The organism is Bradyrhizobium sp. HKCCYLRH2047 (assembly GCF_051168175.1).
Taxonomy (GTDB): Bacteria; Pseudomonadota; Alphaproteobacteria; order Rhizobiales; family Xanthobacteraceae; genus Bradyrhizobium.
The window spans coordinates 127,273-151,280 of the sequence record NZ_JBNPUM010000005.1; the positions used below are offsets into that span (position 1 = coordinate 127,273).

General features: G+C 66.6%; 29 protein-coding genes and 2 tRNA genes. 13 read left to right on the plus strand and 18 right to left on the minus strand.

What is annotated here, in order from left to right; all coding sequences use genetic code 11:
- Nucleotides 1-213: 213 nt before the first annotated feature.
- The 3 genes from ACQR1D_RS13790 to ACQR1D_RS13800 all read right to left on the minus strand — a co-directional run bounded on the left by ACQR1D_RS13790 (nt 214) and on the right by ACQR1D_RS13800 (nt 2,062).
- Nucleotides 214-290 (minus strand) — tRNA-Pro (locus ACQR1D_RS13790).
- Nucleotides 291-446: 156 nt separating this feature from the next.
- Entirely contained in the window at nt 447-1,100 is a 654-nt protein-coding gene (locus ACQR1D_RS13795; RefSeq protein WP_315800077.1) for a cold-shock protein, read from the minus strand.
- Between the two features lie 200 nt (nt 1,101-1,300).
- Nucleotides 1,301-2,062 (minus strand): SIR2 family NAD-dependent protein deacylase, encoded by a 762-nt coding sequence (locus tag ACQR1D_RS13800; protein WP_315800078.1) that lies wholly within the window; start codon nt 2,060-2,062, stop codon nt 1,301-1,303.
- A 366-nt stretch (nt 2,063-2,428) separates the two neighbouring features.
- On the opposite strand from ACQR1D_RS13800, the gene ACQR1D_RS13805 reads away from it, so the two are divergent.
- A complete protein-coding gene (locus tag ACQR1D_RS13805; protein WP_315712073.1) occupies nt 2,429-2,593 on the plus strand; it encodes a hypothetical protein in 165 nt (54 codons plus the stop codon).
- A gap of 62 nt (nt 2,594-2,655) precedes the next feature.
- Here the strand turns inward: ACQR1D_RS13805 and ACQR1D_RS13810 are convergent, their stop codons facing one another.
- Entirely contained in the window at nt 2,656-2,940 is a 285-nt protein-coding gene (locus ACQR1D_RS13810; RefSeq protein WP_315800079.1) for a hypothetical protein, read from the minus strand.
- 134 nt (nt 2,941-3,074) lie between these two features.
- Between ACQR1D_RS13810 and ACQR1D_RS13815 the strand changes: the two genes are divergently transcribed.
- Nucleotides 3,075-3,224, plus strand: a complete 150-nt coding sequence (locus tag ACQR1D_RS13815; RefSeq protein ID WP_434839510.1) for a hypothetical protein — start codon at nt 3,075-3,077, stop codon at nt 3,222-3,224.
- A gap of 466 nt (nt 3,225-3,690) precedes the next feature.
- On the opposite strand, the gene ACQR1D_RS13820 is transcribed toward ACQR1D_RS13815, so the two are convergent.
- Nucleotides 3,691-3,993: an HU family DNA-binding protein gene (locus ACQR1D_RS13820; protein ID WP_172109121.1), complete on the minus strand. Its 303-nt coding sequence runs from the start codon at nt 3,991-3,993 to the stop codon at nt 3,691-3,693.
- A 589-nt stretch (nt 3,994-4,582) separates the two neighbouring features.
- On the opposite strand from ACQR1D_RS13820, the gene ACQR1D_RS13825 reads away from it, so the two are divergent.
- Together ACQR1D_RS13825 and ACQR1D_RS13830 are read left to right on the plus strand one after the other, a co-directional pair.
- Entirely contained in the window at nt 4,583-5,035 is a 453-nt protein-coding gene (locus tag ACQR1D_RS13825; RefSeq protein WP_012044102.1) for a VOC family protein, read from the plus strand.
- 241 nt (nt 5,036-5,276) lie between these two features.
- Entirely contained in the window at nt 5,277-5,945 is a 669-nt protein-coding gene (locus ACQR1D_RS13830) for a glutathione S-transferase family protein (protein ID WP_409997857.1), read from the plus strand.
- A 5-nt stretch (nt 5,946-5,950) separates the two neighbouring features.
- Here the strand turns inward: ACQR1D_RS13830 and ACQR1D_RS13835 are convergent, their stop codons facing one another.
- From ACQR1D_RS13835 to ACQR1D_RS13850, 4 genes are all read right to left on the minus strand, one after another.
- Nucleotides 5,951-6,220, minus strand: a complete 270-nt coding sequence (locus tag ACQR1D_RS13835; protein ID WP_434839509.1) for a porin — start codon at nt 6,218-6,220, stop codon at nt 5,951-5,953.
- Between the two features lie 41 nt (nt 6,221-6,261).
- Nucleotides 6,262-6,519 carry a PilZ domain-containing protein gene (locus ACQR1D_RS13840; protein WP_434839508.1) on the minus strand — a complete coding sequence of 86 codons (258 nt, stop codon included), beginning with the start codon at nt 6,517-6,519 and terminating at the stop codon, nt 6,262-6,264.
- A 166-nt stretch (nt 6,520-6,685) separates the two neighbouring features.
- Nucleotides 6,686-6,760: transfer RNA gene (locus ACQR1D_RS13845), tRNA-Glu, on the minus strand.
- 213 nt (nt 6,761-6,973) lie between these two features.
- A complete protein-coding gene (locus ACQR1D_RS13850; RefSeq protein ID WP_434839507.1) occupies nt 6,974-7,306 on the minus strand; it encodes a Rieske 2Fe-2S domain-containing protein in 333 nt (110 codons plus the stop codon).
- 199 nt (nt 7,307-7,505) lie between these two features.
- On the opposite strand from ACQR1D_RS13850, the gene ACQR1D_RS13855 reads away from it, so the two are divergent.
- On the plus strand, nt 7,506-8,258 hold the full coding sequence (locus tag ACQR1D_RS13855; protein ID WP_316178867.1) for a hypothetical protein: 753 nt from the start codon (nt 7,506-7,508) through the stop codon (nt 8,256-8,258).
- Between the two features lie 196 nt (nt 8,259-8,454).
- On the opposite strand, the gene ACQR1D_RS13860 is transcribed toward ACQR1D_RS13855, so the two are convergent.
- The 4 genes from ACQR1D_RS13860 to ACQR1D_RS13875 form a co-directional block, all read right to left on the minus strand.
- On the minus strand, nt 8,455-8,670 hold the full coding sequence (locus tag ACQR1D_RS13860; protein ID WP_315800084.1) for a hypothetical protein: 216 nt from the start codon (nt 8,668-8,670) through the stop codon (nt 8,455-8,457).
- 80 nt (nt 8,671-8,750) lie between these two features.
- Nucleotides 8,751-9,329 carry a hemerythrin domain-containing protein gene (locus ACQR1D_RS13865; RefSeq protein WP_315800085.1) on the minus strand — a complete coding sequence of 193 codons (579 nt, stop codon included), beginning with the start codon at nt 9,327-9,329 and terminating at the stop codon, nt 8,751-8,753.
- Nucleotides 9,330-9,469: 140 nt separating this feature from the next.
- Entirely contained in the window at nt 9,470-10,699 is a 1,230-nt protein-coding gene (gene hemA / locus ACQR1D_RS13870) for a 5-aminolevulinate synthase (RefSeq protein WP_434839506.1), read from the minus strand.
- 188 nt (nt 10,700-10,887) lie between these two features.
- Nucleotides 10,888-12,036: a PLP-dependent cysteine synthase family protein gene (locus ACQR1D_RS13875; protein WP_316178872.1), complete on the minus strand. Its 1,149-nt coding sequence runs from the start codon at nt 12,034-12,036 to the stop codon at nt 10,888-10,890.
- A 779-nt stretch (nt 12,037-12,815) separates the two neighbouring features.
- Here ACQR1D_RS13875 and ACQR1D_RS13880 point away from each other — a divergent pair.
- The 3 genes from ACQR1D_RS13880 to ACQR1D_RS13890 all read left to right on the plus strand — a co-directional run bounded on the left by ACQR1D_RS13880 (nt 12,816) and on the right by ACQR1D_RS13890 (nt 15,876).
- The gene (locus tag ACQR1D_RS13880) at nt 12,816-13,844 is read left to right on the plus strand and encodes a PrsW family glutamic-type intramembrane protease (RefSeq protein ID WP_315800088.1); all 1,029 of its coding nucleotides are present in this window, start codon (nt 12,816-12,818) and stop codon (nt 13,842-13,844) included.
- Nucleotides 13,845-13,973: 129 nt separating this feature from the next.
- Entirely contained in the window at nt 13,974-14,561 is a 588-nt protein-coding gene (locus ACQR1D_RS13885; protein ID WP_316178874.1) for an HdeD family acid-resistance protein, read from the plus strand.
- 229 nt (nt 14,562-14,790) lie between these two features.
- Nucleotides 14,791-15,876, plus strand: coding sequence for a 3-deoxy-7-phosphoheptulonate synthase (locus ACQR1D_RS13890; protein ID WP_316215751.1), 1,086 nt, complete (start codon nt 14,791-14,793; stop codon nt 15,874-15,876).
- Nucleotides 15,877-15,926: 50 nt separating this feature from the next.
- Here the strand turns inward: ACQR1D_RS13890 and ACQR1D_RS13895 are convergent, their stop codons facing one another.
- The 3 genes from ACQR1D_RS13895 to epmA are packed head-to-tail and all read right to left on the minus strand — an operon-like array spanning nt 15,927 to nt 18,361.
- Nucleotides 15,927-16,184 carry a hypothetical protein gene (locus tag ACQR1D_RS13895; RefSeq protein WP_315800091.1) on the minus strand — a complete coding sequence of 86 codons (258 nt, stop codon included), beginning with the start codon at nt 16,182-16,184 and terminating at the stop codon, nt 15,927-15,929.
- 36 nt (nt 16,185-16,220) lie between these two features.
- Nucleotides 16,221-17,315 (minus strand): lysine-2,3-aminomutase-like protein, encoded by a 1,095-nt coding sequence (locus ACQR1D_RS13900; protein ID WP_434893881.1) that lies wholly within the window; start codon nt 17,313-17,315, stop codon nt 16,221-16,223.
- The gene (gene epmA, locus ACQR1D_RS13905; RefSeq protein ID WP_434893880.1) at nt 17,312-18,361 is read right to left on the minus strand and encodes an EF-P lysine aminoacylase EpmA; all 1,050 of its coding nucleotides are present in this window, start codon (nt 18,359-18,361) and stop codon (nt 17,312-17,314) included. The genes ACQR1D_RS13900 and epmA overlap by 4 nt, the downstream gene beginning before the upstream one ends.
- A 138-nt stretch (nt 18,362-18,499) precedes the next feature.
- Here epmA and efp point away from each other — a divergent pair, with 138 nt between their 5' ends.
- The 3 genes from efp (at nt 18,500) to ACQR1D_RS13920 (ending at nt 21,049) form a co-directional block, all read left to right on the plus strand.
- A complete protein-coding gene (efp, locus tag ACQR1D_RS13910) occupies nt 18,500-19,066 on the plus strand; it encodes an elongation factor P (RefSeq protein ID WP_006614774.1) in 567 nt (188 codons plus the stop codon).
- 39 nt (nt 19,067-19,105) lie between these two features.
- Nucleotides 19,106-20,725 (plus strand): M23 family peptidase, encoded by a 1,620-nt coding sequence (locus tag ACQR1D_RS13915; protein WP_434893879.1) that lies wholly within the window; start codon nt 19,106-19,108, stop codon nt 20,723-20,725.
- 63 nt (nt 20,726-20,788) lie between these two features.
- Nucleotides 20,789-21,049, plus strand: a complete 261-nt coding sequence (locus ACQR1D_RS13920) for a hypothetical protein (protein ID WP_315800095.1) — start codon at nt 20,789-20,791, stop codon at nt 21,047-21,049.
- Nucleotides 21,050-21,334: 285 nt separating this feature from the next.
- Here ACQR1D_RS13920 and ACQR1D_RS13925 read toward each other — a convergent pair whose 3' ends face one another.
- Nucleotides 21,335-21,517, minus strand: a complete 183-nt coding sequence (locus ACQR1D_RS13925; protein ID WP_316178884.1) for a hypothetical protein — start codon at nt 21,515-21,517, stop codon at nt 21,335-21,337.
- Between the two features lie 59 nt (nt 21,518-21,576).
- Entirely contained in the window at nt 21,577-22,047 is a 471-nt protein-coding gene (locus tag ACQR1D_RS13930; RefSeq protein WP_434893878.1) for a carboxymuconolactone decarboxylase family protein, read from the minus strand.
- A gap of 53 nt (nt 22,048-22,100) precedes the next feature.
- On the opposite strand from ACQR1D_RS13930, the gene ACQR1D_RS13935 reads away from it, so the two are divergent.
- On the plus strand, nt 22,101-22,643 hold the full coding sequence (locus ACQR1D_RS13935) for a MarR family winged helix-turn-helix transcriptional regulator (protein WP_434893877.1): 543 nt from the start codon (nt 22,101-22,103) through the stop codon (nt 22,641-22,643).
- Between the two features lie 61 nt (nt 22,644-22,704).
- Nucleotides 22,705-23,937: a lytic murein transglycosylase gene (locus ACQR1D_RS13940; protein WP_316236552.1), complete on the plus strand. Its 1,233-nt coding sequence runs from the start codon at nt 22,705-22,707 to the stop codon at nt 23,935-23,937.
- The last annotated feature ends 71 nt before the right edge of the window (nt 23,938-24,008 follow it).

The following is a 24,008-nucleotide window of genomic DNA, read 5'->3' on the forward strand; positions in this document are numbered from 1 at the left end:
CCTCCCACGCCCGATTTGATCTAGCGCAAAGACGCGAGATTCCGATTCAGAGGATGCTGACCGCCAGCGGATGTTCCTTCCCCGGATTCACCCGCACACTTCGGATGCTCCCGGGTTTTGCCGCTGCGGGAGCATCCGAATTTTTTATCGGCCTCGTCGCGCAGTTCGCGCCAGCTATCAGGTCTCACCTGCGAGGCCACGTTGCTGCGGAGATGGTCGGGGCAGCTGGATTCGAACCAACGACCTGCAGTACCCAAAACTGCCGCGCTACCAGGCTGCGCTATACCCCGATGTTCTCAAGGGACGATTGTCCTCGACGAACCCGTCACTACACGGTCGCGGCCTCGGCAGCAAGACCGCGGCCTGGCCGTGAAGATGGAGCCGACATGAAAACGGCCCCGGAAAGCACCTTTCCAGGGCCGTCAAGTGCAGTGATCGCAAGCAACTCAGTGCGAGGACAATGCCGGCGAACCCGTCTCGGGGTGGATCTCGGCCGCCATCATGCCCTTGGAGCCGGGCCCGTAGCGGACCAGCACCCATTGGCCGGGGCGCAGCTCGGTCATGCCGTAGCGGCGCAGGGTCTCCATGTGGACGAAGATGTCCGGGCTCCCTTCCCCGCAGGTCACGAAGCCGAAGCCGCGCAGGCGGTTGAACCACTTGACCTGGGCTCGCTCCAGCCCGCTGGTCGGCGTCACCGTGACGTGGGTGCGCGGCGGCAGCATCTGCGCCGGATGGATCGCCGTCGACTCGTCCATCGAGACGATGCGGAAGGCCTGGTAGCCCTTGGAGCGCTGCACGCACTCCACCACCAGGCGAGCCCCTTCATAGGCGGTCTGGTAGCCGTCGCGCCTGAGCACCGTGACGTGCAGCAGCACGTCCGGCCAGCCATTGTCGGGAACGATGAAACCGTATCCCTTCGAGGCGTCGAACCATTTGATGACGCCGCTGATTTCGACGAGGTTCTCGCCAAGACCGGTCATCGCATCAATTGCCGAGTCGCGCGCGACGCCGGTTTGATATTCCGCCCCGAGCCGGGTTGGTGTCGAACCACCAACGACCGGCACCCCAAGCTTCTTGGACTCAAATCCGTCCGACCCCATAACCCCGGACCTCACATATGAATTGTGAGCCGCCACCCCTGCAACGGCGCCCTCATACACGTGCTCACCACCTATACCCACGATGAGTCACGCGAATCTCTCGAATCAAAGATAACATTCCCTCGTGCCGCGCATAGATAAAAATCGGTTTCACTGAGGCATATGAACAGAGATGCCGACAAAAATGCATCAATTTCCGTTCAATTACGGACGAACGATCCGAGTACTTCGCCGATCTCGTGGTGGACAACGAGGTCGGCAACGTCGTCCTGATCGGTCGGTTCCCGGTTGATGATCACGAGTCGCGCGCCAGCCCGCTTTGCCATCAATGGAAAGCCAGCGGCCGGCCACACAACCAGCGACGAGCCGATCGCGACGAACAGATCACAGTGCTGCGCGAGCTCGGTGGCGCGCTGCATTTCATGCTCCGGCATCGACTGACCAAAGGATACCGTCGCGGTCTTCACCGGCTCCGCGCAATCGGGGCAATCCGGCGCGGCCCCGTCGGCCTCGAAGCGCTCGCGCACCCAGGTGAGCTCATAGCGCTGCCCGCATCCGATGCATCGCGCGTAGGTGGTGTTGCCGTGCAGCTCGATGACGTGATCCGGCGCGAAACCGGAGTCCTGGTGCAGGTTGTCGATGTTCTGAGTGATCACGGCCGGAATTTTCCCCGCACGGTAGAGCGACGAAAGCGCCAGGTGTCCGCGGCCGGGCCGCGCCGCGGCAAACGTCTCCTGCATCGCGAAGCGCCGCCGCCAGGCCTCGTCCCGCGCCTCCTGGCTGGCGACGAATTCGTCGAAATGGATCGGCCGGTTGCGCGTCCATAGACCGCCGGGAGACCGGAAATCCGGAATGCCCGTCTCGGTCGATATTCCAGCGCCGGTGAAGGGCACGATCACACGCGCCGCAGCGATCATGTCTCCCAGGCGGTTCACCCCGTCGTGCAGATCGGATGCAATCATCAGCGGCGGCCCCGAACCATGAAACCTCGCACCATCATTGTCCTCCCTTCATAGCACGGCAAGCTGGCTCCCGCCTCCGAGCATGTCCGGCCCGGCTGCGTCGTTGCGCTACTCCGCATCCTCCGGAACCAGCCGTGAACGACGCAACTGCAAGCAAGACGAGTCGGATCGTTCCGTGTCTACCGGAAGACGTTGGCGGTGCTCGCCTTCTCTCCCCAGCAAAACGCGCGACCCGCCTGCAGCGGGGCCGGGCGTCCGCAATCACGCCTCAATCGGACACCCACATCGCGCCAGCGATTCGCCAGGAAGTTTGTCACGCGTCTCAGGGCGAGGCTCGCCGGATAGCGACCGGAGCAGAGAGGATCCGTGAGGCAGAACGAGACGCAGGACGACCGCCGCGCGAAGGAGCGCGCCGACATCACCGCAAGGATTGCACGGTTCAAGTCGACCCAGGAGAAGTTCGCGCGCGAACGCGAGGAATATGCCCGCTTGGCGTGGAAGAAGGCACAGCGCGGCGAGGCCGCGGAATAGCAGGGATGAGAGAAGAGCCCGGAGGCTTTCGCCATCCGGGCCCTCCTCCTTACGACTGGCGCTTACCAGTGATGACGCCAGTGGTGGTAGCGATGATAGTACGGTCCGCCGTAATAGGCATACGGCCCGGGCGCGTAGACGTAACGCGGGCCGTAGTCGTAGTAGCCGTAGCCCGGACCATAGTAATACGGGTGCGACGCCGCGATCGCGCCGGCGGTCAGCGCTCCCGCCGCGAGGCCGAATGCGAGACCCGGGCCGATGCCGCGCGCCTGTGCCGGAGCGGGTGCCGCCAGTGCGGTGATGGCGACGGCGCCCGCGGTCGCCAGAACAGCCAATGTCTTTCTCATGATCGAATGTCCTCCAATTCCCGTGCGTCCAAACAACGCAGATGCTGGGGAGTTGGTTGCAGGCAGGCTCACCGCCGCGCGCGTCTGGAACCGTCACCGTCGCCACACGTTCACTGCCATGGGGGGAATCCGCGATGGCATCCTGGCTGGAACTTCTGTTCAACATCATCGGCTATGGCGGATTCGTCGTGCTTGCGTCCTGTCATCCCAGGACCGAGGCGGCCGGTGTGGCGCCTGAAACAAGAGCGGACGACGGCGCGGATCTGAACGGCGAGCGCCGCTAGAGCCGAGCTTTGCGGCGATCGCCGGCCCTTCATCCACAGTCGATCCAACGCTTGTCCACAGCTCCTCGCCTGGACTCTCCGGATTGCTGATCAACGGCTTGCTGCGCCATATCCACCGGCTTCTCCCCAGCGCGCGCGATGGCGCTCCTGCGCGGGCCGGAGGTCGCACGGGCCGGTCAATTTTCCCGCAAAATCCTTTGAACCTGCCTGCGCCACCCCGAGACAGATCAGTACTGGGGATTTCAGGGCCCAGTGCTCGAGGGTGGCGCCACGCGACGAAGATATTCCGTCGCGCTGGCGCTGCTGTCGTTTTTCGGGCCCCCGCGGTGCCAACCTTCGCGATCCGGGGACGGCGGCGCTTCGGCGACCGCAACGCTCAGCCGCGCTGCAACCACACAGCCGCAACGAAAAAGGCCTCCCTTCCGGGAGGCCTTTGACGTGATCACGACCGTGACTGACGGTCAGATCAGGCAACCGCGTCCTTGGCGGCCTTGACCGGGCGCGCGCGCACGATCTTGCGGGCCGGCTTGGCCTTGAACATCATCTCTTCGCCGGTGAAGGGGTTGGTGCCCTTGCGCGCCTTCACGGCGGGCTTCTTGACGACGACGAACTTGGCGAAGCCCGGCACCAGGAACACGCCGTTCTTCTTCAGCTCCTTGTGGCCGACGTCGGTGAGCGTCTCCATGACGTTCTTGACGTCGCGCTTGGACAGCTCGGTCGAGGTCGCAATCTTCTCGATCAGTTGCGACTTGGAAAGTTGGGTAGCCATCGTATCTCCTTGTGATTGATACTGGTGAATGACGTGACGACTGCGCGGCTATCAGCGCATTGCTGCGCAGACTGGTCGGGGCTTTCTGGCTGCATTGCACAGCCGGGACTTCAGTCGTCTGGTGGCGTATCACCCCGCGATTTTCGGGATTCTCCTGCATTTCAAGGGGCCCCGAAGCACCCACAGCGGCGCCAAAATTCCAACGGAGCGCGCAGAAGTCAAGCTGCGTTGGCGATCGAACGGAGCATGCGATTCATTTTCCCCTATATTTCTAGGCATTTTCGACGGTCCTGCGTGATTTTGGCCGCACATTGCAGGCGAAACACGCTGAAATACCTGCATGCGGTCGCATCGCGCCCGTTCATCCATGCCGCGAATCACTGCCAAAACAGCGATTCGCGGGCATGCGGAGAGGCTCTCGCAACAGCGCGCAGTCCAATGAATGCGTCGCCGCGCGCACCGCACATCCGCGCGAGCCGGCATCGCCGCAGCATCAGGCTCGATACACGGGCGAACGAATTGCTGCTATGGATCGGCGTCCGCAGGCGGCCGTTGACCAGCCGCTTCGAGTTCAGGGAGAGAAGAAACGATGCGTTATCTCCACACCATGCTGCGCGTGCGCAATCTCGACGCCGCGCTCAAATTCTATTCCGATGCGCTCGGCCTCAAGGAGGTGCGCCGGATCGACAACGACAAGGGTCGCTTCACCCTGGTGTTTCTCTGCGCACCCGAGGATGAACACCTGCTGAAGAGCCTGCCGCCGACGCGCGGCGCCCCGCTGGTCGAGCTCACCTACAATTGGGACGAGGAGAGCTATGGCGAGGACCGCTTCTTCGGCCATCTCGCCTACGAGGTCGACGACATCTACGCCACCTGCGACCGGCTGATGAAGCTCGGCATCACCATCAACCGGCCGCCGCGCGACGGCAACATGGCCTTCGTCCGCTCGCCCGACCTGCACTCGATCGAGCTGTTGCAGAAGGGCGAGCCGAAGGCGCCCGCCGAGCCCTGGCTGTCGATGCCGAACACCGGACATTGGTGAGTCATCTGCCCCGCGTGATTCCGGCCGGAACATCGAGGCCACCCTCGCGTTGTCGCTCCGATTGACGGTGAGGATACGAGGAGGCCGAGATGGGTCGTGGAATTCTATTGTGGTTGTTGGGCGTGCCGATTCCGGTGATCATTCTGCTATGGCTGTTCTTCGGCCGCTGATCCCGCGAACGACGTGCTCGACCGAAAAGCCCCGCCAACGAGCGGGGCTTTTTGCGTAACATGCGCTAATGATGACGCTCGCCAGAGAGGAGCCGAACGTGTCCGCCGACAACAGACTGACGATCTGGGGCCGCCCCAATTCGGTGAACGTGCAGAAGGTGCTCTGGTGTCTCGCCGAGCTCGAGATCGCTTATGACCGGATCGACGCCGGCATGCAGTACGGCCGCAACAACGAAGCGGACTATCTCGCGATGAATCCGAACGGCCGCATCCCGACCCTGGTCGAGGGTGATTTCGTGCTGTGGGAGAGCAACGCGATCATGCGCTACCTCTGCCTCGCTCATGGCGACGGCACGCCGCTCTACCCGACGACGCCGCGGCACCGCGCCGCGGTGGAGCGCTGGCTGGACTGGACGCTGTCGACGGTGCAGCCGATCGAGCGTCCGCTGTTCTGGGGATTGGTGCGTACGCCACCGGAGCAGCGCGACATGCCCGCCTTGCAGAAGGCGGCCGACGACGCCGCGGCGATGTGGCGCATCTTCGACGCGCATCTGGCCACGCGCAGCCATGTCGAGGCCGAGCGCTTCACGCTCGCCGACATCGCGCTCGGCGCCTATGCGCGGCGCTGGTTCGGAGTCGAAGGTGTCGACAAGCCGGAGCTGCCGAGTCTCGCGCGCTGGTACGGACAGATCGCGCAACGCCCGGCCTTCATCCGCCACATCGCGCCGCCGCTGTCGTGAGCGCCTCAGCGGCCGGCCGAGGTGCCCATCTCGACGCCCAGGGCGCCGCCGACCTTCACGCAGGTATCGGTTCCCTCGACACGCACGAAGTTCGCACCGTAGGACGCGCAGGGATTGTTGGTGGCGGCGCCTGAACGGGGTGCGGCCTTATTCGGTCCAGCCGCCTTCGGCCCGGGAAGCGATGGCACAAGAAGCGATGACCCCGGCGAGCCGGCGGCCGCAACGGTCGCGGCGGCGAGCGCCGCGAGGGCGCCCAGGATGAGAGAACGGCACATGCCGCTTGTTAGCGCGTCTGCAGCAGTGAAGCGATACCGGTCTATTTGCCGATGAACTTGACGCCGACCGAGGCGCCGCGGCGCCACACCACCTGGCACTGCCGGCCGGTTCTTGCGTCGCGCGCGAAGGCGAGCCGGATGGTTGCCGGCAGCGCCACCGCGTCCTGCAAGGTCAGCTTGGCGCCGGCGCTGGAAATGTCCTGAACCAGGCAATGGCGCACGGCGAACCCGCCCTCCAGCGTGATCCACGCCGGCTGCTTCATTGATTTGCGGGCTTCCCGCTTCTTGGGCGCGGCCATCATCCTGCTCCTGCTTCGCCCGCTGCAGTACGGCAAGGACCCTAATGGACGGTTGACCGGATCACGTACTGGGCGTGCGATTCATGGATGCAGGACCCCGCGCCGACACGTCTCGGCGCAAACCGTCCGTTTCAAGATCGGAGATGGAAGGAAAGCCGGCGCGGAATGGCGCTCCCTAGCGGAATCGAACCGCTCTCTCCACCGTGAAAGGGTGGCGTCCTGACCGATAGACGAAGGGAGCAATACGCACGATGCCAGAGGGCACGAGACCCCGGTGCCATCGCCGCTTGCACGTTTCGGCAAAACCTTCAGCAAATCAGCCGCTTGAGGCGATGATCTGCGAGGTCGGCTGAACCACCGACGGTGATTCCGTGCCGCGCGCCGAACGTATAGAGGCGTTTCGCCGGCCGGGCAAGCCACCCCGTGCCGGTCTTTCCGGTCTGGTCCCGCATGCTCAACGGGCCGCAAACAGCGGAGAGATGCCGTCCGTGTCGATGTAGACCACGCCGTCCTCGACCTTCACCGGATACGCGGCCAACGCACTCTCCGGAGGGTGGAGCGGTGCGCCGGTACGGGCATCCCACGTCCAATTGTGCACGGGGCAACTGAGCACGCGGCCGTCGAAGCCGGCCTCCTCCATCGGCGCCGCGGTGTGCGGGCAGACGCCCTGGAACGCCTTGAGCTCGCCATCGTCGGGCCAGGCCAGGATGATGAGCTTGGCATCGGCGATCACGAGGCGCATGCCGCCTTCGTCGATCGTGTCGGCCTTGCAGACACGGGTGAACATTCACTGGCCTCATGCTTTCCGTTGCGAACACCGCACGCGAAGCAGCCGAGCAAGACTCGTTCCGAGGATCGCGCCGTGCCCGCGAGCCCGACAAGACCGTGGCACCCTTCTTGCTGCCCTTCCCGGCATCTTCGTCGAACGAGCCATCATGTCGCAAAGGCGACAGACCGTTCGGCGGCGAGCTGCTGCGGAGTGCGACATGACCGACATGACCGAGCTGAGAACGCGCAAGGAGCCGCTCAATCTCGCCATCGTGCATGTCGATCCCGACGCCTTCATCGCCAACCTCACGGCTTGGCTCGAGATCACCGCCTTCATCAAGGCGCAACGCGCCGGCGAGGCCACGGTGCCTGCCGACGGCAAGACGCCCGCATTGTCGGCGGCGCAATTGAAGAACGGCGGCGTCCATGAGGTCGGCAACGACGCGCTGTTCGCCTTCGCGATGACGGCGTCGCTCAAGGGCGACAAGGCGGCGGTCGACACGGTCGAGACGGCCCTGCTCGACGGCATGGGCAAGGATTTTCCCGGCTCGTTCGCGCTGTGGCACTTCCGCGCCACGATCGATGCGCCGACCACGCTGGACGATTTCGTCGGCCAGGCCGGCAGGAAGATGCTGACCGGCGATCTGTCCCCACCGCCGCTGCGCGCCAAGGAAAATTGGAGCGCCGGACTGCGCTTCTTCGAGAAGGCGCGCAAATCGAACTTCGTCCACGAGATCATGTATCCGCTGGCGAAATGGACGCGGGCGCGCTGGACCGAGACGGCGGAGAAAGGCGTCGCCTTCCTGCACCACATCGAGGACAACGTCCCGGTGCTGCGCGAGGTGCTGGCGGACCCCCGCAACGATCAGGCGTTCATCGCCAACGTGCTGCTGCGGCTCGCACCCGCCGTCGATATGGAGCTGAACGAGGAATATCAGGGCTTCCTGCGTTCGCTGGCGCGACGCAACTGATCCAGGGGGATTCCGGGACACCCCGCCCACGCAAAAAGGCCGGCGGGCGTTACGCCGCCGGCCTTTTGTCGCGACTGCCGGCTCCGGCCGTCCGGTTCCGTCGCACTCCTGGGGGAGTATGCAAACAGGGTCGCGCGGCCTGGTTAACGATGTCTTAATACAAGCCAGCCAACCGTATGCTTACGGGGCAGCACCGTCAGCTCAGCAGCAACGGGAGCTTCTTCTCGCGACGGAGCGCGCGCTCCTGACAGCCCGACAGCCGGATGAGCTTCTGCGGATACATGTCATAGCCGTGGCTGCCGAAGGCGTTCTGCTGCGCCATCGGGACCTGCGCAGGCCTGCCCGTCGCGTCGACGGCACCTGCATCCTGCGAACCTCGGGCCGGTTCGAGCCCTGTGTTCAAAGCGGTCATAGCCAACTCCGAGACGAGTGCCTGCCCCCGAGCTGAAACTATAGTCCACGGCTCGCGGGGCGCAATTGGGCAAAATGCCATCAGCCGGCCGTGGCGCGCGCCTGCTCCGCCTCCTGTTCCCAGCGCAGGATGGTCCGCTCGAGATTGTGGAATTTCTCGGCGACGTCGCCGTCGAACAGCGGGTCCTTGCGGTCGGACATGCGGGCGTCGATGTCGGCCCAATCCTCCGCCTGGAGGGTACGCAGCGCCGCGGGAAACAGCAGGGTCTCCTCCTTGCGCAGATGCTCGCGCTGGCTGTCGATGAACTCATGCACGGCGGCGTGGAAGCGTTCGCGCAGGATCTCCTGGTCCGACAGCACCGCGTTCACGGCGTCGGCAAAGCCGCGCAGCCGCCGCGCCTCGGTCTCGTGCTCGTCGTCGACGTCGCCATAGGCCGCGGCCGCGGCTGGATCGCGCTCGCGCAGCTTGCCGAAGATCATCTCCTCCTTGGGATGATGACAGCGCTGCGGATAGTCCTCGAAATAGGCGATGATGCTCTGCAGAATGTCGTAGTCCGGCCGCCGATTGTGATCGAACAGCTCCAGTTCGTGCTCGAGCACCGAGAGAAGCTTCTCGAGATTCTCGTGCTCCTGCAGCAGCGCTTCGATGATCCTTGCCATGGCCGCCCTCGCCTGTGCGCCGGCCGGGCCTTGCCGAACCGGCATTTTCCCTGAACGCAAAAGACTACGCCCGCGCGGGCGCGGGCGGCATTGCGGCAGATCAAACTGACAGGCCGATGTGACAGGTCAGCGGAACGGGCTCACTCCGCGGCCAGCGCCTGCGGCGCCCGTGCAAGGCCGAGCCGGTCCCAGACGTCGACCAGCGCCTCGGCCAGGGCGTCGATCAGGCCGTCATCATGGTAGGGCGATGGCGTGATCCGCAGCCGCTCCAGGCCGCGCGGCACGGTCGGATAGTTGATCGGCTGGATGTAGATGCCGTGCTCGGACAGGAGCAGGTCGGACGCCGTCTTGCACTTCTCGGGATCGCCGACATGCACCGGCACGATGTGGGTGTCGGACGGCATGACCGGCAGCCCCGAGGCGTTCAGTACGGCCTTGAGCCGCGCCGCCCGATCCTGGTGCCGGTCACGCTCCCACTGCGAGGTCTTGAGGTGGCGGATCGCGGCGGTCGCCGCGGCGCAAACCGCCGGCGGCAAGGCGGTGGTGAAGATGAAGCCCGGCGCATAGGAGCGGACGGCATCGATCAGATTGGCATTGGCAGCGATGTAGCCGCCGAGGCAGCCAAAGGCCTTGGCGAGCGTGCCCTCGAGGATGTCGATGCGGGCCATCGCGCCGTCGCGCTCGGCGATGCCGCCGCCGCGCGGGCCGTACATGCCGACCGCATGGACCTCGTCGACGTAAGTGAGCGCGCCATAACGCTCGGCGAGATCGCAGATCCGGTGCAACGGCGCGACGTCACCGTCCATCGAATACAGGCTCTCGCAGACGATCAGCTTGGGACGGTCGGGATCGGCCGCCCGCAGCAGCTCTTCGAGATGGGCGAGGTCGTTGTGCCGCCAGACCTGCTTCTCGCTCCCGGCCTTGCGGACGCCCTCGATCATCGAATTGTGGTTGAGCGCGTCCGACAGCAGCAGACAGTTCGGCAGCAGTTTTGCGATGGTCGAGATGCCGGTCTCGTTGGAGACGTAGCCCGAGGTGAACACCAGCGCCGCTTGCTTGCCGTGGAGATCGGCGAGCTCGCGCTCGAGCTCGATCAGCGGATGGTTGGTGCCGGCGATGTTGCGGGTGCCGCCGGCGCCGGTGCCCATGCGCGCGGCCACGTCGACCATGGCGCCGATCACCTTCGGATGCTGGCCCATGCCGAGATAGTCATTGGAGCACCAGATCACGACATCCTTCGGCCCCTCCGGCGAATGCCAAATCGCGCGCGGGAAGCGGCCGGCGAGGCGCTCCAGATCGGCAAAGACGCGATAGCGCCGCTCCTGGTGCAACTGGTCGAGGGCACGGTCGAAATAGCTGTCGTAGTTCATCACCTGATCCGTCCTTCCCCTGCCCACGTCCCGAACCTGCGTTCCGGCGCGCCCTTGGAGCCCTGCTCGGGGTCGGACCAAAGCGCAATCCGGCGCCTTCTTCGTTGATCCAGATCAGGGATCGCGCACATTGCCGGGCATCCGGACACCGCTCGCCGCGGCTCTCACCACGACGCGCGCGGAGGCATTCAGGCGGGCAGCGGATTCCCCGCATCGGCAATATCGAGCCGTAGCGGCGCCCCGGTATCAAGAAAGGCGGACAGAGCGGCCTCGTACGGCGCGGGGTCGAGACCGCGCGCGGACAGCCATTGCGGCTCGTAATAGGTCTGGCGGTAGCGCTCCCCGGAATCGCAGATCAGCGTGACCAGCGACCCCGTCTGTCCCTGCTGCCGCATCTCCGCCGCCAGCCGGCACAGCGCCAGGAAGTTGGTTCCGGTCGAGCCGCCGACCGGCCGCCGCAGCCGCCGCGTCAGCACGTTCATGGCCGCCACGGACGCGGCATCCGGCACCTTCATCATCCGGTCCACCACGCCAGGCACGAAGGACGGCTCGCAGCGCGGACGGCCGACGCCTTCGATCAATGACGGCCGTTCGCAAGTCCGGGCGCTGTCGCCGTTGCAGAAGGCGTCGAAGAAGGCCGAATGCTCGACATCGGCGACGCACAGCCGCGTCGGGTGGCGGCGGTACCGCAGATAGCGGCCCATCGTCGCCGACGTGCCGCCGGTCCCTGCGCCCATCACGATCCATTCCGGCAGCGGACAGCGCTCGCCCTGCAACTGGTTGAAGATCGACTCGGCGATGTTGTTGTTGCCGCGCCAATCGGTGGCGCGCTCGGCGAAGGTGAACTGGTCCATGTAATGGCCACCGAGCCGGCCTGCGAGCGCGGCCGCCTCGGCATAGAGAAACCGGCCGTCGTCGATGAGGTGGCAATTGCCGCCGTAATGCGTGATCGCGGCGATCTTCTCTTCCGAGGTGGTGCGCGGCATCACCGCGTAGAACGGCACGCCGATCATCTGCGCGAAATAGGCCTCCGAGACCGCTGTCGACCCGGAGGAGGCCTCGACCACCGGCGTGCCTTCCCGGATGTGGCCGTTGCACAGCGCATAGAGAAACAGCGATCGGGCCAGCCGATGCTTGAGGCTCCCGGTCGGGTGGGTCGATTCGTCCTTCAGGTAGATGTCGATGCCGGCGAGCGCGGGCACGATCAGCCGGATCAGATGCGTGTCGGCGGTCCGGCACTGGTCGGCCTCGATGGCCGCCACGGCGTCGTCGACCCAGCCACGGCGATAGCGTGGACCACAGGTTCTGTCGGAAGCTGACCAAGGCGGCGAATTCATCGCGGCAACCGACCATGATCCATCCGCCACATCAAGCCCGGCCGACCGTTCATGCCGCGCAAGCTGGGGGCAAATGGTCCGGCAGCGGCTCGGCGCCGGCCGCGCACTTGGCGCCGTTCGAGAGCGAGCGCAACCGCGCATTCATTCCGCCGGCCAGAACTCGCGCACGACTTGCAACCTTCCGATAATGCAAGCGATTTTCGGAAGTTTTTTTTGAATGACGGCGAGAATGGTCAAACAAATGCACGCTTTTGCGACCAAGCTGGAGATGATCGGCCAATACGACCGAGTCGAGCCTGCATCACGGGCGAGCCGAGCCTGCTCCGAGGGGCACCATGAGAGTTGTTCTTTCGATTGTCCTGGTTGCGTGCGCCATCAGCCAGACCGCTTTTGCTGAGGGTCTGGAGTGCCGGCGCGTAGCCGACCCGACGCCGCGCTTGAGCTGCGTGGAAACGCCGACGACCGCCCAGGCGCCGAGCCCCTCCCGCACCGACGCCTGGACCCCGGGCGAGCCGCGCCAGGAGGCGCCGGCGCGCGACAGCGATACGGCGACGCCGAGAGGACCCCGGCCCCGTTGAGCCCTGCCGTGCGGCCGCGGACTGCGGCCGCACAGCGGTCCCTCCCCAATCGAGCATCCGGACGGGGTTCTTTCCCTTGAAGGGCGGCTCATTCTGCCGACATGTAGATCTTGCCGTGCGGCCACGGACCGATGTCAAATCCATCCCCCGTGCGGGTGGTGGCGGCCGGTTCGGCCCCGCCGCATTGGATGATCGGAGACCATGGCTTACTTGCCATCGCAAATGAACCTGCTCGAAGCCCTCGCGACCGTGATCGGCACCGCCGCGATCGCGCCCGCGCTGCTCATCCTCTGGCTGGTGGTCGCCGCGGGTGACAATTCAGGCCCCCCGCTCAAGATCTGGACCGCCTTCCTGCTGGGTGCCGCCAGCGTGCTGCTGCTCGGCATCGTCCGGATCCCGTTCCAGCATGTCGGGCTGACGCTGGAGAATCCCTGGATCGCGCAAGCGGTCCGGGCTCTGTTCGGCGTCGCCTTGCCGGAAGAGCTCGCCAAGGTCGCGGTGATCGCCGCGCTCTGGTCGCGGCGCCGGCAGGTCGGCAATGCCATGGACACGGTGTTCTACGGCGCCGCCGTCGGGCTCGGCTTCGCGGCCTACGAGAACCTGGCTTATCTCGTCCAGCATGCCGAGATGTGGCGCTCGCTGGCGGTGCTGCGCAGCGTGCTCACCGTGCCGTTTCATGGTGCGCTCGGCATCATTGCCGGTGCCTATCTCGCGATCGCCCGCACCAGTACGGCGCTCGGCGCCAACCGCCACAATCGCGAAGGGGCGCGGCTGTCGAGCTGGGCACTGGTGCTGGCCGCTCCGGTGATGCTGCATGCGGCCTTCGACTATCCGTTGCTGCTGCTGCAGCGGGCGTCGACCCTCGACGCCGCCGCGCGCCTCTGGCTCGGCGGCGTCAGCGTGCTGATCGGGTTCTCCTCGATCGGCCTTGCCGTGCGGCTGGTGCGCCGGGTCGCCCATCACCACACGCCGCGCACCGAGGTAGCGCGGGCAAGGCTGAGCCAGCTGCGCAGGATGTGGGCGCTGCTCCTGTTCGGCGGCGCCGCCGGCTTCGTCGGGCTCGGATTCGTGCTGACCTCCATTCGGCACTGGCTGCTCAACCCCGACCGCAACGTCGCCGCCGTGCTGGTTCCACTCGGTCTCACCGCGATCATCGTCGGCATGGCCCTTCTGATTGTCACAACGACGGTCTATGTTTTCGGCCGCAACCGGATGCGGACGACGGCCTAGTCCCGGCCTGCTGCGGCCGGCAGAGCAACGAAACGCGCATCGCGCGCTTGTCCGGGCCGCAGGTCCTCACCATGTGCGTGGGCAGGCGGCCGCGGCGTTGAGCGCGTGACCTTGCCCGGAGTGACGATCATGACCCTTCCCCAGGATACGATTCCGCCCGAGCTCGAACGCATGAGGTCGCAAATGGGGGCGGCCATGCGCGCGCATTGGAAGGCCTTCCTGATCGAGGGCATCCTGCTCGCGGTGCTCGGCCTGCTGGCGATGATCCTCACCCCGCTGGCGAGCCTCGCGGTCACGATCTTCCTCGGCTGGATGTTCCTGATCTCGGGCATCGCCGGGCTCGCGCTCACCTTCTGGGCTCGCGGCATGCCGGGCTTCTGGTGGTCGCTGTTGTCGGCCGTGCTCGCCATCGTCGCCGGAATCATCCTGGTGGCGCAGCCGGTCCAGGGGACGGTGACGCTGACGATCGTGATCGGCGTCTATTTCCTCGCCGAGGGCGTCGCCACCATCATGTATGCGCTGGAGCACCGCCGCGAACTGTCCGGACGCTGGTCGTGGCTGGCAATCTCGGGCGTCGTCGACATCGCGATCGCCGGAATCATCATTTCGGGCCTGCCGGGCACGGCGATGTGGGCGATCGGTCTGCTGGTCGGCATCAACCTGCTGTTCGGCGGGCTGTCGATGATCGGCATGGCGCTCGCCGCCCGCAACGCCTAGTCCGAGGGTTGCGATTTTCGAGATGACAAGCGGCCGCGCGGCCGCTATAGAGCGACCATGATCAACGCCGCCACCAGCTACTATTGGTACTTTAGCTACGACAGCTCGCTGGCGGCGGGAGGATCGCGCTCAATCTGACACATTGCAGCAAGATATCCGAACGAGCCGCCAGACCTGGCGGCTTTTTTATTGCCGGCAGGTGCCCACCCAAGAGACCCAGGAGCCCGCCGTGCTGAGCACCACAGACGATCTTCGTATCAAGGAAATCAAGGAATTGAGCCTGCCGGCGGAGGTGATGGGTGAAATCCCCCGCACCCTCACTGCCACCCGTGTGGTGATGGCCGCGCGCAATGCGATCCACGCCATCCTGACCGGCAGCGACGACCGCCTGCTGGTCATCGTCGGCCCCTGCTCCATCCACGATCCCGCCGCCGCGATCGACTACGCCGGCCGCCTCGCTGCCCTGCGCGAGCGCCTCGCCGACCGCCTGGAGATCGTGATGCGGGTCTATTTCGAGAAGCCGCGCACGACCGTCGGCTGGAAAGGCCTGATCAACGATCCCGGCCTCGACAATTCCTTCGACATCAACAAGGGCCTGCGGCTCGCGCGCAGCGTGCTGTCTGCCGTCAACAATCTCGGCCTGCCGGCGGGATGCGAATTCCTCGACATGACGACCCCGCAATACATCGCCGACCTCGTCGCCTGGGCTGCGATCGGCGCGCGCACCACCGAGAGCCAGATCCACCGCGAGCTGGCCTCAGGCCTGTCGTGCCCGGTCGGCTTCAAGAACGGCACCGACGGCAACATCCGCATCGCCGCGGATGCGGTGAAGTCGGCCGCCCATCCGCATCATTTCATGGCGGTGACCAAAGGCGGCCGCTCGGGCATCGCGGCGACCACGGGCAACGAGGACTGCCACATCATCCTGCGCGGCGGCAGCGGCCCCAATTACGACGCCGCCCATGTCGAGCAGGCCGCGGCCGAGCTGATCAAGTCCGGACTGCCGGCGCGGCTGATGATCGACACCAGCCACGCCAATTCGAGCAAGAAGCCGGAGAACCAGCCGCTGGTCGCCGCCGACGTCGGCCACCAGCTCGCCGCAGGCGAGCAGCGCATCATGGGCGTGATGATCGAGAGCCATCTCGTCGCCGGACGGCAGGACGTCAAGCCGGGCGTGCCGCTGACCTACGGCCAGAGCATCACCGACGGCTGTATCGGCTGGGACACGACGGTGGAGGTGCTGGAGCAGCTCGCCGAAGCCGTCGCCGCCCGGCGTGCGGCGCTTCGCAACTCCCCACACGAGCGCTCGGCGTAACGCTCACGAACCAATAAGGCGGCGCGCGTCGGGCGCGCCGCTGGTCGGACTCAGCAGCCGCGGCAGATGCCCTTGATCTTGCGATCGAGGTCGCGGTCTTCCTTGGTCATGCCGCTCATCGAATTGTCTTCGGTCTGCTCGGCCTTCGGCAGGTCGCTGGGACGCACCTGGCGATGGCCGATCGGCGCCTGCGGCGGCATGCCGCTCTTCGATCCGGTGCCGGCGGAGGAGCCGCTGCCGCTCTGCGCCAGCGCGATGCCGTCAGTCGCGGCCATCAGGAGCCCCATCGCGATCGCAAGTCTCTTCATGTTGCTCCTCCGTGTCAGCGGAATCAGCAGGACACTTCATCCCGCGGCGGGCGGATAGAGGTGCGCCTCACCGCAATAGTCAATCACACGATAGCGCGTTTGCGCAGCTGCCACATGATCCTGCTCAACAGTTTCATCGGCAGTGAGGTATTGCGGCCCCACCGGCGCCTTGCCGTAGCCGCCGGGAATGTCGAGCACGTAGTCGGGCTGGCACAGGCCGGACACCCGGCCGCGCAGCGTTCGAATCAGGGCCTGACCTTGCGCCAGCGTGGTCCGCAGATGCGCCGTGCCCGGCGCGAGGTCGCCATGGTGCAGGTAATACGGCTTGATGCGGATCTCCACGAAGGCGCGCATCAGCGCCTCCAGGGTCGCCGCGTCATCATTGACGCCGCGCAGCAGCACCGACTGGCTGACCATGGGAATGCCGGCATCGATCAGCCGCGCGCAGGCCGCCTGAACCGGAGGACTGAGCTCGCGCGGATGGTTGGCGTGCAGCGCGACCCAGGTCGTTGCGCCCGGCACCTTCAGCGCGTCGACCAGCGCTGGCGTGATGCGCTGGGGATCGGCGACCGGCAAACGGGTGTGGATACGGATGATCCTGACGTGCTCGATGCCGGCGAGATCGGCCATGATCTCCTTCAGCCGCCGCGGTGACAGCATCAGCGGATCGCCGCCGGTGAGGATCACCTCCCAGATCTCGCGATGGCCGCGGATGTAGTCGAGCGCGCCGCGATAGGCCTCCTCCGACAGCGCATTGTCCTTGCCGGGCCCGACCATCTCGCGGCGGAAGCAGAAGCGGCAATAGACCGCGCAGACATGCACCAGCTTGAGCAGCACCCGATCGGGATAGCGGTGCACGACGCCGGGCACCGGGGCATGCGAATCGTCCCCGATCGGATCGCCGCGCTCGCCAGGCGCGGCCTTCAGCTCGTCCGGGCTGGGCACGAACTGGCGCGCGATCGGATCATTCGGATCGTCTACGTCGATCAGGTCGGCGAGATGCGTCGTCACCGCCACGGCGTAGCGCTGCGCCACGCGCGCCAGCGCCGGCTGCTCCGCCGGGTCGGCCAGTCCCTGCGCGACGAGATCCTCGGCGCTGCGCAATGTCGTCGGACGTTCGATCCTGTTCATCGCTCACCTGCCGGCGGCGTCCACACCACCTGGTCGATCCTGATGGCGCCGGCCGCCAGCATCACCAGGCGGTCGAAGCCGAGCGCAACGCCGCTCGCCTGCGGCATCTCGGCCACGGCGGCGAGGAAGTCCTCGTCGAGCGGATAGCGCTCGCCATAGCGGCGCTCCTTCTCGGCCATCTCCTGCTCGAAGCGGCGGCGCTGCTCGGCGGCGTCGGTGAGCTCGCCGAAGCCATTGGCGAGCTCGACGCCGCAGGCATAGACCTCGAACCGCTCGGCGACGCGGGGGTCGGCCGCCACCCGTGCCAGGGCGGCCTCTGGCGCCGGATATTCATAGAGCACGGTGAGCCGCCCCTGCCCGAGATGCGGCTCGACATGCTCGACCAGCACCTTGCTGAACAGGTCCGACCAGGTGTCATCGCCGCTGATCCGGATCTTGCCGGCGGCGGCCTGGGCCAGCGCCGCACGGTCGCCCGCGCCGTCGCGGATGGTCGCGAGCAGGTCGATCCCGGCATGGCGCGCGAACGCGCCGGCAACCGTCAGCAGCTCGGGCTCGGCGAAGGGATCGGCGGTGCGGCCACGGAACGCGAACTGCCGGATTCCGGTGGTCCGGGCGGCGTGGGCGATCACCACGACGGTGTCGGCCATGATCGCGTCGTAAGGCGCCTCCGCACGATACCATTCCAGCATGGTGAATTCCGGCAGGTGCAGGTCGCCGCGCTCGCGGTCGCGGAACACCCGGGCGAACTCGAAGATCCGCCGCTCCCCGGCCGCCAGCAGCTTCTTGCAGGCGAATTCCGGTGAGGTTCGAAAAAAACGCCGGTAGCGGGTTCCATCCGGGCTCGTCAGGTCGGTGCGTGGTGCGTGCAGGTGGGTCTCGTTGCCCGGCGACACCTGCAGGATGCCGGTCTCGACCTCGGTAAAGCCCTGCTCGTCGAACCAGGCCCGCAACGCCCGGGATATGGCGGCCCGGGCGAGCAGGAACGGCCTGACATCGGCGTGCCGCTGCGGCGACCACCACGGCGAAGGCGCGGGCTCCCGGGACATCAGAGGGTCGTCCGTTCGGGCCGCAAAAGACTGGCAACCCCGGACAAAATCAGTATGTTGCCGCCCGAAACCGCATTCCGCGTCGCGTGGCGCCCCGGCTTGGGCCGGCGCCCCCTTTTCAGTGTCAGGAAAACAGCTTTGAAAGTCATCGCCAGCTCTATTCGCAAGGGTAACGTCATTGAGCAAGATGGAAAGCTCTATGTCGTCGTGACCGCCGAGAACATCCATCCCGGCAAGGGCACCCCGGTCAGCCAGATCGAAATGCGCCGAATCAGCGATGGCGTGAAGATCTCGGAGCGCTTCAAGACCACCGACCAGGTCGAGAAGGCGACGATCGAGGAGCGCAACTTCACGTTCCTCTACGAGGATGCCGACGGCTTCCACTTCATGAACCCGGAGACCTACGACCAGGTCCAGGTGCCGAAGGACGTGGTCGGCAACCAGGCCGCCTATCTCCAGGAGAACATGACGGTCAAGCTGTCGATGCACGACGTGGTGCCGGTGGCGATCACCCTGCCGCAGCGGGTCACGCTCGAGGTTGTCGAGACCGAGCCGGTCACCAAGGGCCAGACCGCGTCGTCGTCCTACAAGCCGGCGGTGCTCTCCAACGGCGTCCGCACCGGCGTGCCGGCGCATATCACGGTCGGCACCCGCATCGTCGTCATGACCGAGGACGGCTCCTACTGCGAGCGCGCCAAGGACTGAGGCATCTCGAGGATCTGACGCCGGGGGGCGTGGGGGAATTTGGGGGCACGGGTCATCACGCTCATCGCCGCCCTGGCGGCGATCATCACGCTGGCCGCGCCATCGACGACGCGCGCGGCCGATGACTTCGCGCCGCCTGCCCTCACCATCAACCGCGCCGACTGGCGCGCGGCGCTGGATCAGCTCCGCTCCGAGCTCAACGCGGCGCCCGAGGTCGCCGCCGACTTCGCTCTGTCCGCGCGCCGGAGCGGTATTTCCGCCGGCGATGCCCGGCGCAGGCCCGCGCTGGTCCAGCTCAACGGCGTGACCTCGACCATCTTCACGGGGATCGGACGCAGTCCGGTCCCCGTTTTGCTGCCGTTCGACACCATCGCCTATCTCGCTGCGCGCCGCAGCGCCGCCATCGCGGCGCGCGACCTGTCGCGCTATCAGGCCGACTTCCAGACCGACCTGTTCGATGCCGGCCCGTCCGGCTACGACGCCGTGTTCTCGCTGCCGCCGGAGGTGACCTCCGGCCTGCCGTCGCGCGTCTTCGCCAAGCCGGTCGAGATCCAGATCACCGGCTCACTCCTCACCTACGAGGTCGCCGATCCCGCCGGCGGCAAGGGCGAAAGCGTCAAGGCGCTGTCAGCGCAATATCCGGATCTGCGCCGCTTCATTCGCGAGGGCTATGTCCGCTACGCCTTCACCCGCTTCGGCGTGCCCTACGTGGTCTCGATCCAGTGCCTCGACAGCGCGCCGCGGCCGCGGCGCCTCGCCTGCCGCGAGGCCTATCCCATCGCCGAGCGTTTCCTGAAGGCGCTGCGCATCGCCGGCGGGCAGCCGTCGCGCATCCCGCCGGAGATCGCGCCGCTCACAGCCGAGCGTCCGGTCACGTTCGATGCCGATTTCACCTATCGGCCTGTTGGCGACATCGTCGCCAACAGCGGCGGACGCGGCCGGAGCGGGCGGGCCGACCGCACCGTCTATTCGCAGATCCGCTATCCCCTGGATGCGCCGGCCTATGTGCACTCGCAGTCGTTCGGCCGCCGGCGCGCGAGCGACAAATTCGACCAGCCGTGGAGCCAGTATCCCTGGCGCGACAATTTCTGCGAGGCGCGAAGCTTCAACGTCGGCCAGTGCGCCAGCGGCTTCGGCCATCAGGGCCAGGATCTCAGGCCGGGGGCCTGCCCGGTGCGGCGCGACGGCGCCGAGGGCTGCAATCCGTGGCGGCAGCGCGTGCTCGCCGCGCGCGACGGCGTCGTGATCCGCTCGACCCGGCAGCAGGCCGTGACGGTGCAGGTCAACAGCGGCACCGCGCACATCCGCTTCCGCTACATGCACATGAACCCTTCGGCGATGGATGCCGACGGCCTGCTCAACGGCCGGCGCTTGCGCGAGGGCGAGCCGATCGGCGTGGTCTCGAACTATCTCGACCATCCCAACGGCACCACGCGCCATCTGCATTTCGACGTCCAGCTGTTCACGCGCGATGGCTGGATCTGGGTCAATCCCTACATGACGCTGATCGCGGCCTATGAGCGCCTGATCGGCGGCCGCGGCCGCGAGGTCGGGCTGGAGGAGATCACCGCGTCGCAGCCGCCGTTGACCACCGGCGCGCTCGGACCCTCGCCGCTCGGACCTGCGGCCGATGCTGCCGCCGGGCGCGACCGGAACTGATCGCCGGCGCGGCTGGAACCGCGGCCCACCGTTCCGGGTTGTCTGCGCGGAGGATCGCAGACGGTGACAGCCAACCCACATCGCAGAGCCGGCCCGGCGCTCGTTTCAGCGGCGATCGCGCTGGTCTGTGTCGGCGCGCTGACGATGCTGGTGCGCGACCGCTGGCATCCGCCCGAGATCAAGTCGGCCGACGAAGCGCGTCATTCGACCACCGGCCAGGTCGCCCGCGCTGCCGGCGCGCGCGTGATGCCGACCGACCCTAGCCTCGCGGTCGAGCCCAAGCCGGAAGGCCCCAAGCGCGCGCAGCCGGCCAATCCGTTCTGAGCGCGACATACTTATTAGCTTGCAGCTTAGCTTGCAGCCGGTATCTGTCTCCCGCGGCTCTCAGAGAGACACAAGCTTGCCCGCCATCACCGGTGTGCTCCCTCGCCCTGTTCTTACGGGGAGAGGGTTGGCGTGAGGGGCAGCCGCACGGGAATTATGAGTGGTAGACCTGTCACCCTCGATCCGACCTCTCCCGGCGAGGTGCATGGCGCAAGCCGCGAGATCATCGTTCACATCGCGCGGCTCGCCGTCTCGCAAGGCAACTCATGAGCTCGTTGTCGTCGGTCACGCCGACCACTTGTCCTCTTCGCGGCGTTGCTCCTCGGCATTGAGACGCTCGGCGATCTCGTGCGCCATCGCCTCGTTCTTCGTCGTGGCGATCGGCTTGCCGTCCTGGCGCTGCACGCGCTGCTTATCGGCTTCCAGCGGGAAATCCTCCGGCTTGAGCGGTTCGTCCGTCCCGGTCACGCGCGCCTCCTCTGAGTTGCACGCATAACCCGCCCGGCCCCGCTGCGGTTCCAGGCAGCTCAGGACGGCGCCCTTGCCGGCCGCTCCGCCGGCGTCCAGCGGAACGCGACGCCGTAGCGATTCCAGAGATTGATCACGCCGATCGCCGACGTCAGGAACACCAGCTCCGTTTCGGAAAATTCGGCCCGCGCCTGGGCGTAGACCTCATCGCTGACGCCGCCGTGCAGCGTGGTCAGCGCCTCGGTGAACGCCAGCGCCGCGCGCTCGCGGGCCGAGAATTGCGGCGCCTCGCGCCACACGACGACCAGGTTGATCTTGTCGGCGGAGACGCCGAGCTTCTCGGCCAGCAGCACGTGATGCTGCACGCAGAATGCGCAGCCATTGATCTGCGACGCCCTGATCTTGACGAGCTCGAGCAACTGCTTGTCGAGGCCGGCCTTGGCCGCCTGCTGGCTCACCGCAAGGATGGCCTCGTACAGCTCCGGCGCCTGGCTCCGGAACGCGGTGTACTCGCTGCGCGAATGTGACATTGTCCGTCTCTCATGTTATCAGATGTCTGATAACTTATCAGGGCTCTGATGACATGCGCAAGGCACCGGCATTGACGAACTCGCGAGCCTCGCGAAGGGCTGGCCCCGCGGGTCGGCCCAAAACTCAATCCAAGAGTCAGGCCCGCCCGCCTTCGCCCGGCGAGGGCAAGCGCGGCGAGGACGGCCACCTCGCTTATCTGCTGCGCCAGGCGCAGGCCGCGGCGCGGCTTTCGCTCGACCGCGCGCTCATCGCCACCGGCCTGACCCATCCGCAATTCGTGGTGCTGACGATGCTGAAGGCCTATCCCGGGCTGTCCGGGGCCGATCTCGCCCGCGTCGCGCTGCTGACGCCGCAGACCGTCAACGTGATCATCGGCAATCTGGAGCGGGACGGTGCCATCCAGAGGGCGCCGCATCCCGTGCATGGCCGGATGCTGCAATGGAGCCTGACGCGCCGTGGCCTCGCGCTGCTCGCCACGGCGCGCCGACAGGCCACCGCCATCGAACGCAGGCTCGCCCGCGGCTTGAAACGGAGTGAGCTCGCGACCATCCGGCGCTGGCTCGCGCACATCGCCGCCGATCTCCACGGCGCCTAGCGGGTTCCCGGCGCTGCCAAGGCTTTGCCGCGCACCGCCCTGACCGGGTAGACTGGCGGCCATGACCCAGTCCGATTCACGACCTCATCCGATGACCCGCCGCGCCCTGCTCCGCTCCGGCCTCGGCGCCGCCGCGCTGCTCGTCCCGGCCCTGCCGGCGTCCGCGGCGCCGGCCGAGTTCGAGGCCTGGCGCGACGGCTTCCGCAACCGCGCGCTCGCCAAAGGCATCTCGCAGGCGACCTGGACGCGGGTCATGGCACGGCTCGAGCCGGACATGACCGTGTTCAAGGAGATGCGCAACCAGCCCGAGTTCAAGGAGCAGCTCTGGCAGTACATCAACCGCCGCGTCTCCGACTGGCGCGTCATCAACGGCAAGATCGCGCTGCAGAAGAACGAGGCGCTGTTCGCGCGCATCGAGAAGGATTTTGGCGTCGAGCGCGGCACGCTTCTCGCGCTGTGGGGCGTCGAATCCGCGTTCGGCGATCCGCTGGTGCAGCAGAACCACATGCGCCCGGTGTTTCCGGCGCTCGCCGCGCTCGCCTGGAACGAGCCGCGCCGCAAGGCCTATTGGGAGACCGAGCTCACCAATGCGCTGAAAATCGTCGACCGCGGCTGGAGCACGCCGGAGGAGATGCGCGGCTCCTGGGCCGGCGCCATGGGTCATACGCAATGGATGCCCGAGGTCTGGCTCAATGTCGGCTTCGACTATGACGGCGATGGCAAGATCAACCCGTTCGGCCGCCCCGACGACGCGCTCGGCTCGACCGCCCGCTATCTCGTCAACCGCGGCAAATATCACCGCGGCGAGCACTGGGGCTACGAGGTGCGCGCGCCCGGCAACATGTCTGGCAGCCGCAGCTATGCGGCGTGGCAGGCGGCCGGCGTCACCCGTGCCGACGGCCAGCCGTTCCCGCAGCCCAATGCGTCAGCGCAGCTCTGGATTCCGGTCGCGGGCGGCCCCGCCTTCCTGCTCGGCCCGAACTTCTACTCGGTGAAGTCCTACAATCCGGCCATGAGCTACGCGCTCGCGATCTGCCATCTCGGCGACCGCATTCTGGGCGCCCCGCCCTTCCTGCAGCCCTTCCCCGGCTCGGAGCGCGCGCTGACCTTGGCCGAGGTGCAGGAGATGCAGAAGCGCCTGACCGCCGCCGGCTTCGACACCGGCGGCACCGATGGCCGCGTCGGCAACGACACCATGAAGGCGATCCGCGACTTCCAGGCCAAAGCGGGCCTCACGCCGGCCGACGGCTATGGTGGGCTGAAGGTGCTGGCGAAGCTCAGACAGGGCGGGTGATCGTTCGCTCCCACCGACCCGAATAGCGGTCGTTTAATTGCCGACCTTGAACGGCATCGAATACGCGGCAA

What these genes read in the sequence shown, in the direction of transcription:
- ACQR1D_RS13855 (WP_316178867.1), top strand. Translation starts at nt 7,506, where the DNA reads ATGACCGACATGACCGAGCTGAGAACGCGCAAGGAGCCGCTCAATCTC.
- ACQR1D_RS13830 (WP_409997857.1), top strand. Translation starts at nt 5,277, where the DNA reads ATGACGCTCGCCAGAGAGGAGCCGAACGTGTCCGCCGACAACAGACTG.
- ACQR1D_RS13940 (WP_316236552.1), top strand. Translation starts at nt 22,705, where the DNA reads ATGACCCAGTCCGATTCACGACCTCATCCGATGACCCGCCGCGCCCTG.
- ACQR1D_RS13860 (WP_315800084.1), bottom strand. Translation starts at nt 8,670, where the DNA reads ATGACCGCTTTGAACACAGGGCTCGAACCGGCCCGAGGTTCGCAGGAT.
- ACQR1D_RS13820 (WP_172109121.1), bottom strand. Translation starts at nt 3,993, where the DNA reads ATGGCTACCCAACTTTCCAAGTCGCAACTGATCGAGAAGATTGCGACC.
- ACQR1D_RS13815 (WP_434839510.1), top strand. Translation starts at nt 3,075, where the DNA reads ATGGCATCCTGGCTGGAACTTCTGTTCAACATCATCGGCTATGGCGGA.
- ACQR1D_RS13930 (WP_434893878.1), bottom strand. Translation starts at nt 22,047, where the DNA reads ATGTCACATTCGCGCAGCGAGTACACCGCGTTCCGGAGCCAGGCGCCG.
- ACQR1D_RS13935 (WP_434893877.1), top strand. Translation starts at nt 22,101, where the DNA reads ATGCGCAAGGCACCGGCATTGACGAACTCGCGAGCCTCGCGAAGGGCT.
- ACQR1D_RS13865 (WP_315800085.1), bottom strand. Translation starts at nt 9,329, where the DNA reads ATGGCAAGGATCATCGAAGCGCTGCTGCAGGAGCACGAGAATCTCGAG.
- ACQR1D_RS13795 (WP_315800077.1), bottom strand. Translation starts at nt 1,100, where the DNA reads ATGGGGTCGGACGGATTTGAGTCCAAGAAGCTTGGGGTGCCGGTCGTT.
- ACQR1D_RS13850 (WP_434839507.1), bottom strand. Translation starts at nt 7,306, where the DNA reads ATGTTCACCCGTGTCTGCAAGGCCGACACGATCGACGAAGGCGGCATG.
- ACQR1D_RS13840 (WP_434839508.1), bottom strand. Translation starts at nt 6,519, where the DNA reads ATGGCCGCGCCCAAGAAGCGGGAAGCCCGCAAATCAATGAAGCAGCCG.
- ACQR1D_RS13800 (WP_315800078.1), bottom strand. Translation starts at nt 2,062, where the DNA reads ATGATTGCATCCGATCTGCACGACGGGGTGAACCGCCTGGGAGACATG.
- ACQR1D_RS13885 (WP_316178874.1), top strand. Translation starts at nt 13,974, where the DNA reads ATGACCCTTCCCCAGGATACGATTCCGCCCGAGCTCGAACGCATGAGG.
- ACQR1D_RS13880 (WP_315800088.1), top strand. Translation starts at nt 12,816, where the DNA reads ATGGCTTACTTGCCATCGCAAATGAACCTGCTCGAAGCCCTCGCGACC.
- ACQR1D_RS13810 (WP_315800079.1), bottom strand. Translation starts at nt 2,940, where the DNA reads ATGAGAAAGACATTGGCTGTTCTGGCGACCGCGGGCGCCGTCGCCATC.
- ACQR1D_RS13900 (WP_434893881.1), bottom strand. Translation starts at nt 17,315, where the DNA reads ATGAACAGGATCGAACGTCCGACGACATTGCGCAGCGCCGAGGATCTC.
- ACQR1D_RS13875 (WP_316178872.1), bottom strand. Translation starts at nt 12,036, where the DNA reads ATGAATTCGCCGCCTTGGTCAGCTTCCGACAGAACCTGTGGTCCACGC.
- ACQR1D_RS13835 (WP_434839509.1), bottom strand. Translation starts at nt 6,220, where the DNA reads ATGTGCCGTTCTCTCATCCTGGGCGCCCTCGCGGCGCTCGCCGCCGCG.
- ACQR1D_RS13895 (WP_315800091.1), bottom strand. Translation starts at nt 16,184, where the DNA reads ATGAAGAGACTTGCGATCGCGATGGGGCTCCTGATGGCCGCGACTGAC.
- ACQR1D_RS13825 (WP_012044102.1), top strand. Translation starts at nt 4,583, where the DNA reads ATGCGTTATCTCCACACCATGCTGCGCGTGCGCAATCTCGACGCCGCG.
- hemA (WP_434839506.1), bottom strand. Translation starts at nt 10,699, where the DNA reads ATGAACTACGACAGCTATTTCGACCGTGCCCTCGACCAGTTGCACCAG.
- epmA (WP_434893880.1), bottom strand. Translation starts at nt 18,361, where the DNA reads ATGTCCCGGGAGCCCGCGCCTTCGCCGTGGTGGTCGCCGCAGCGGCAC.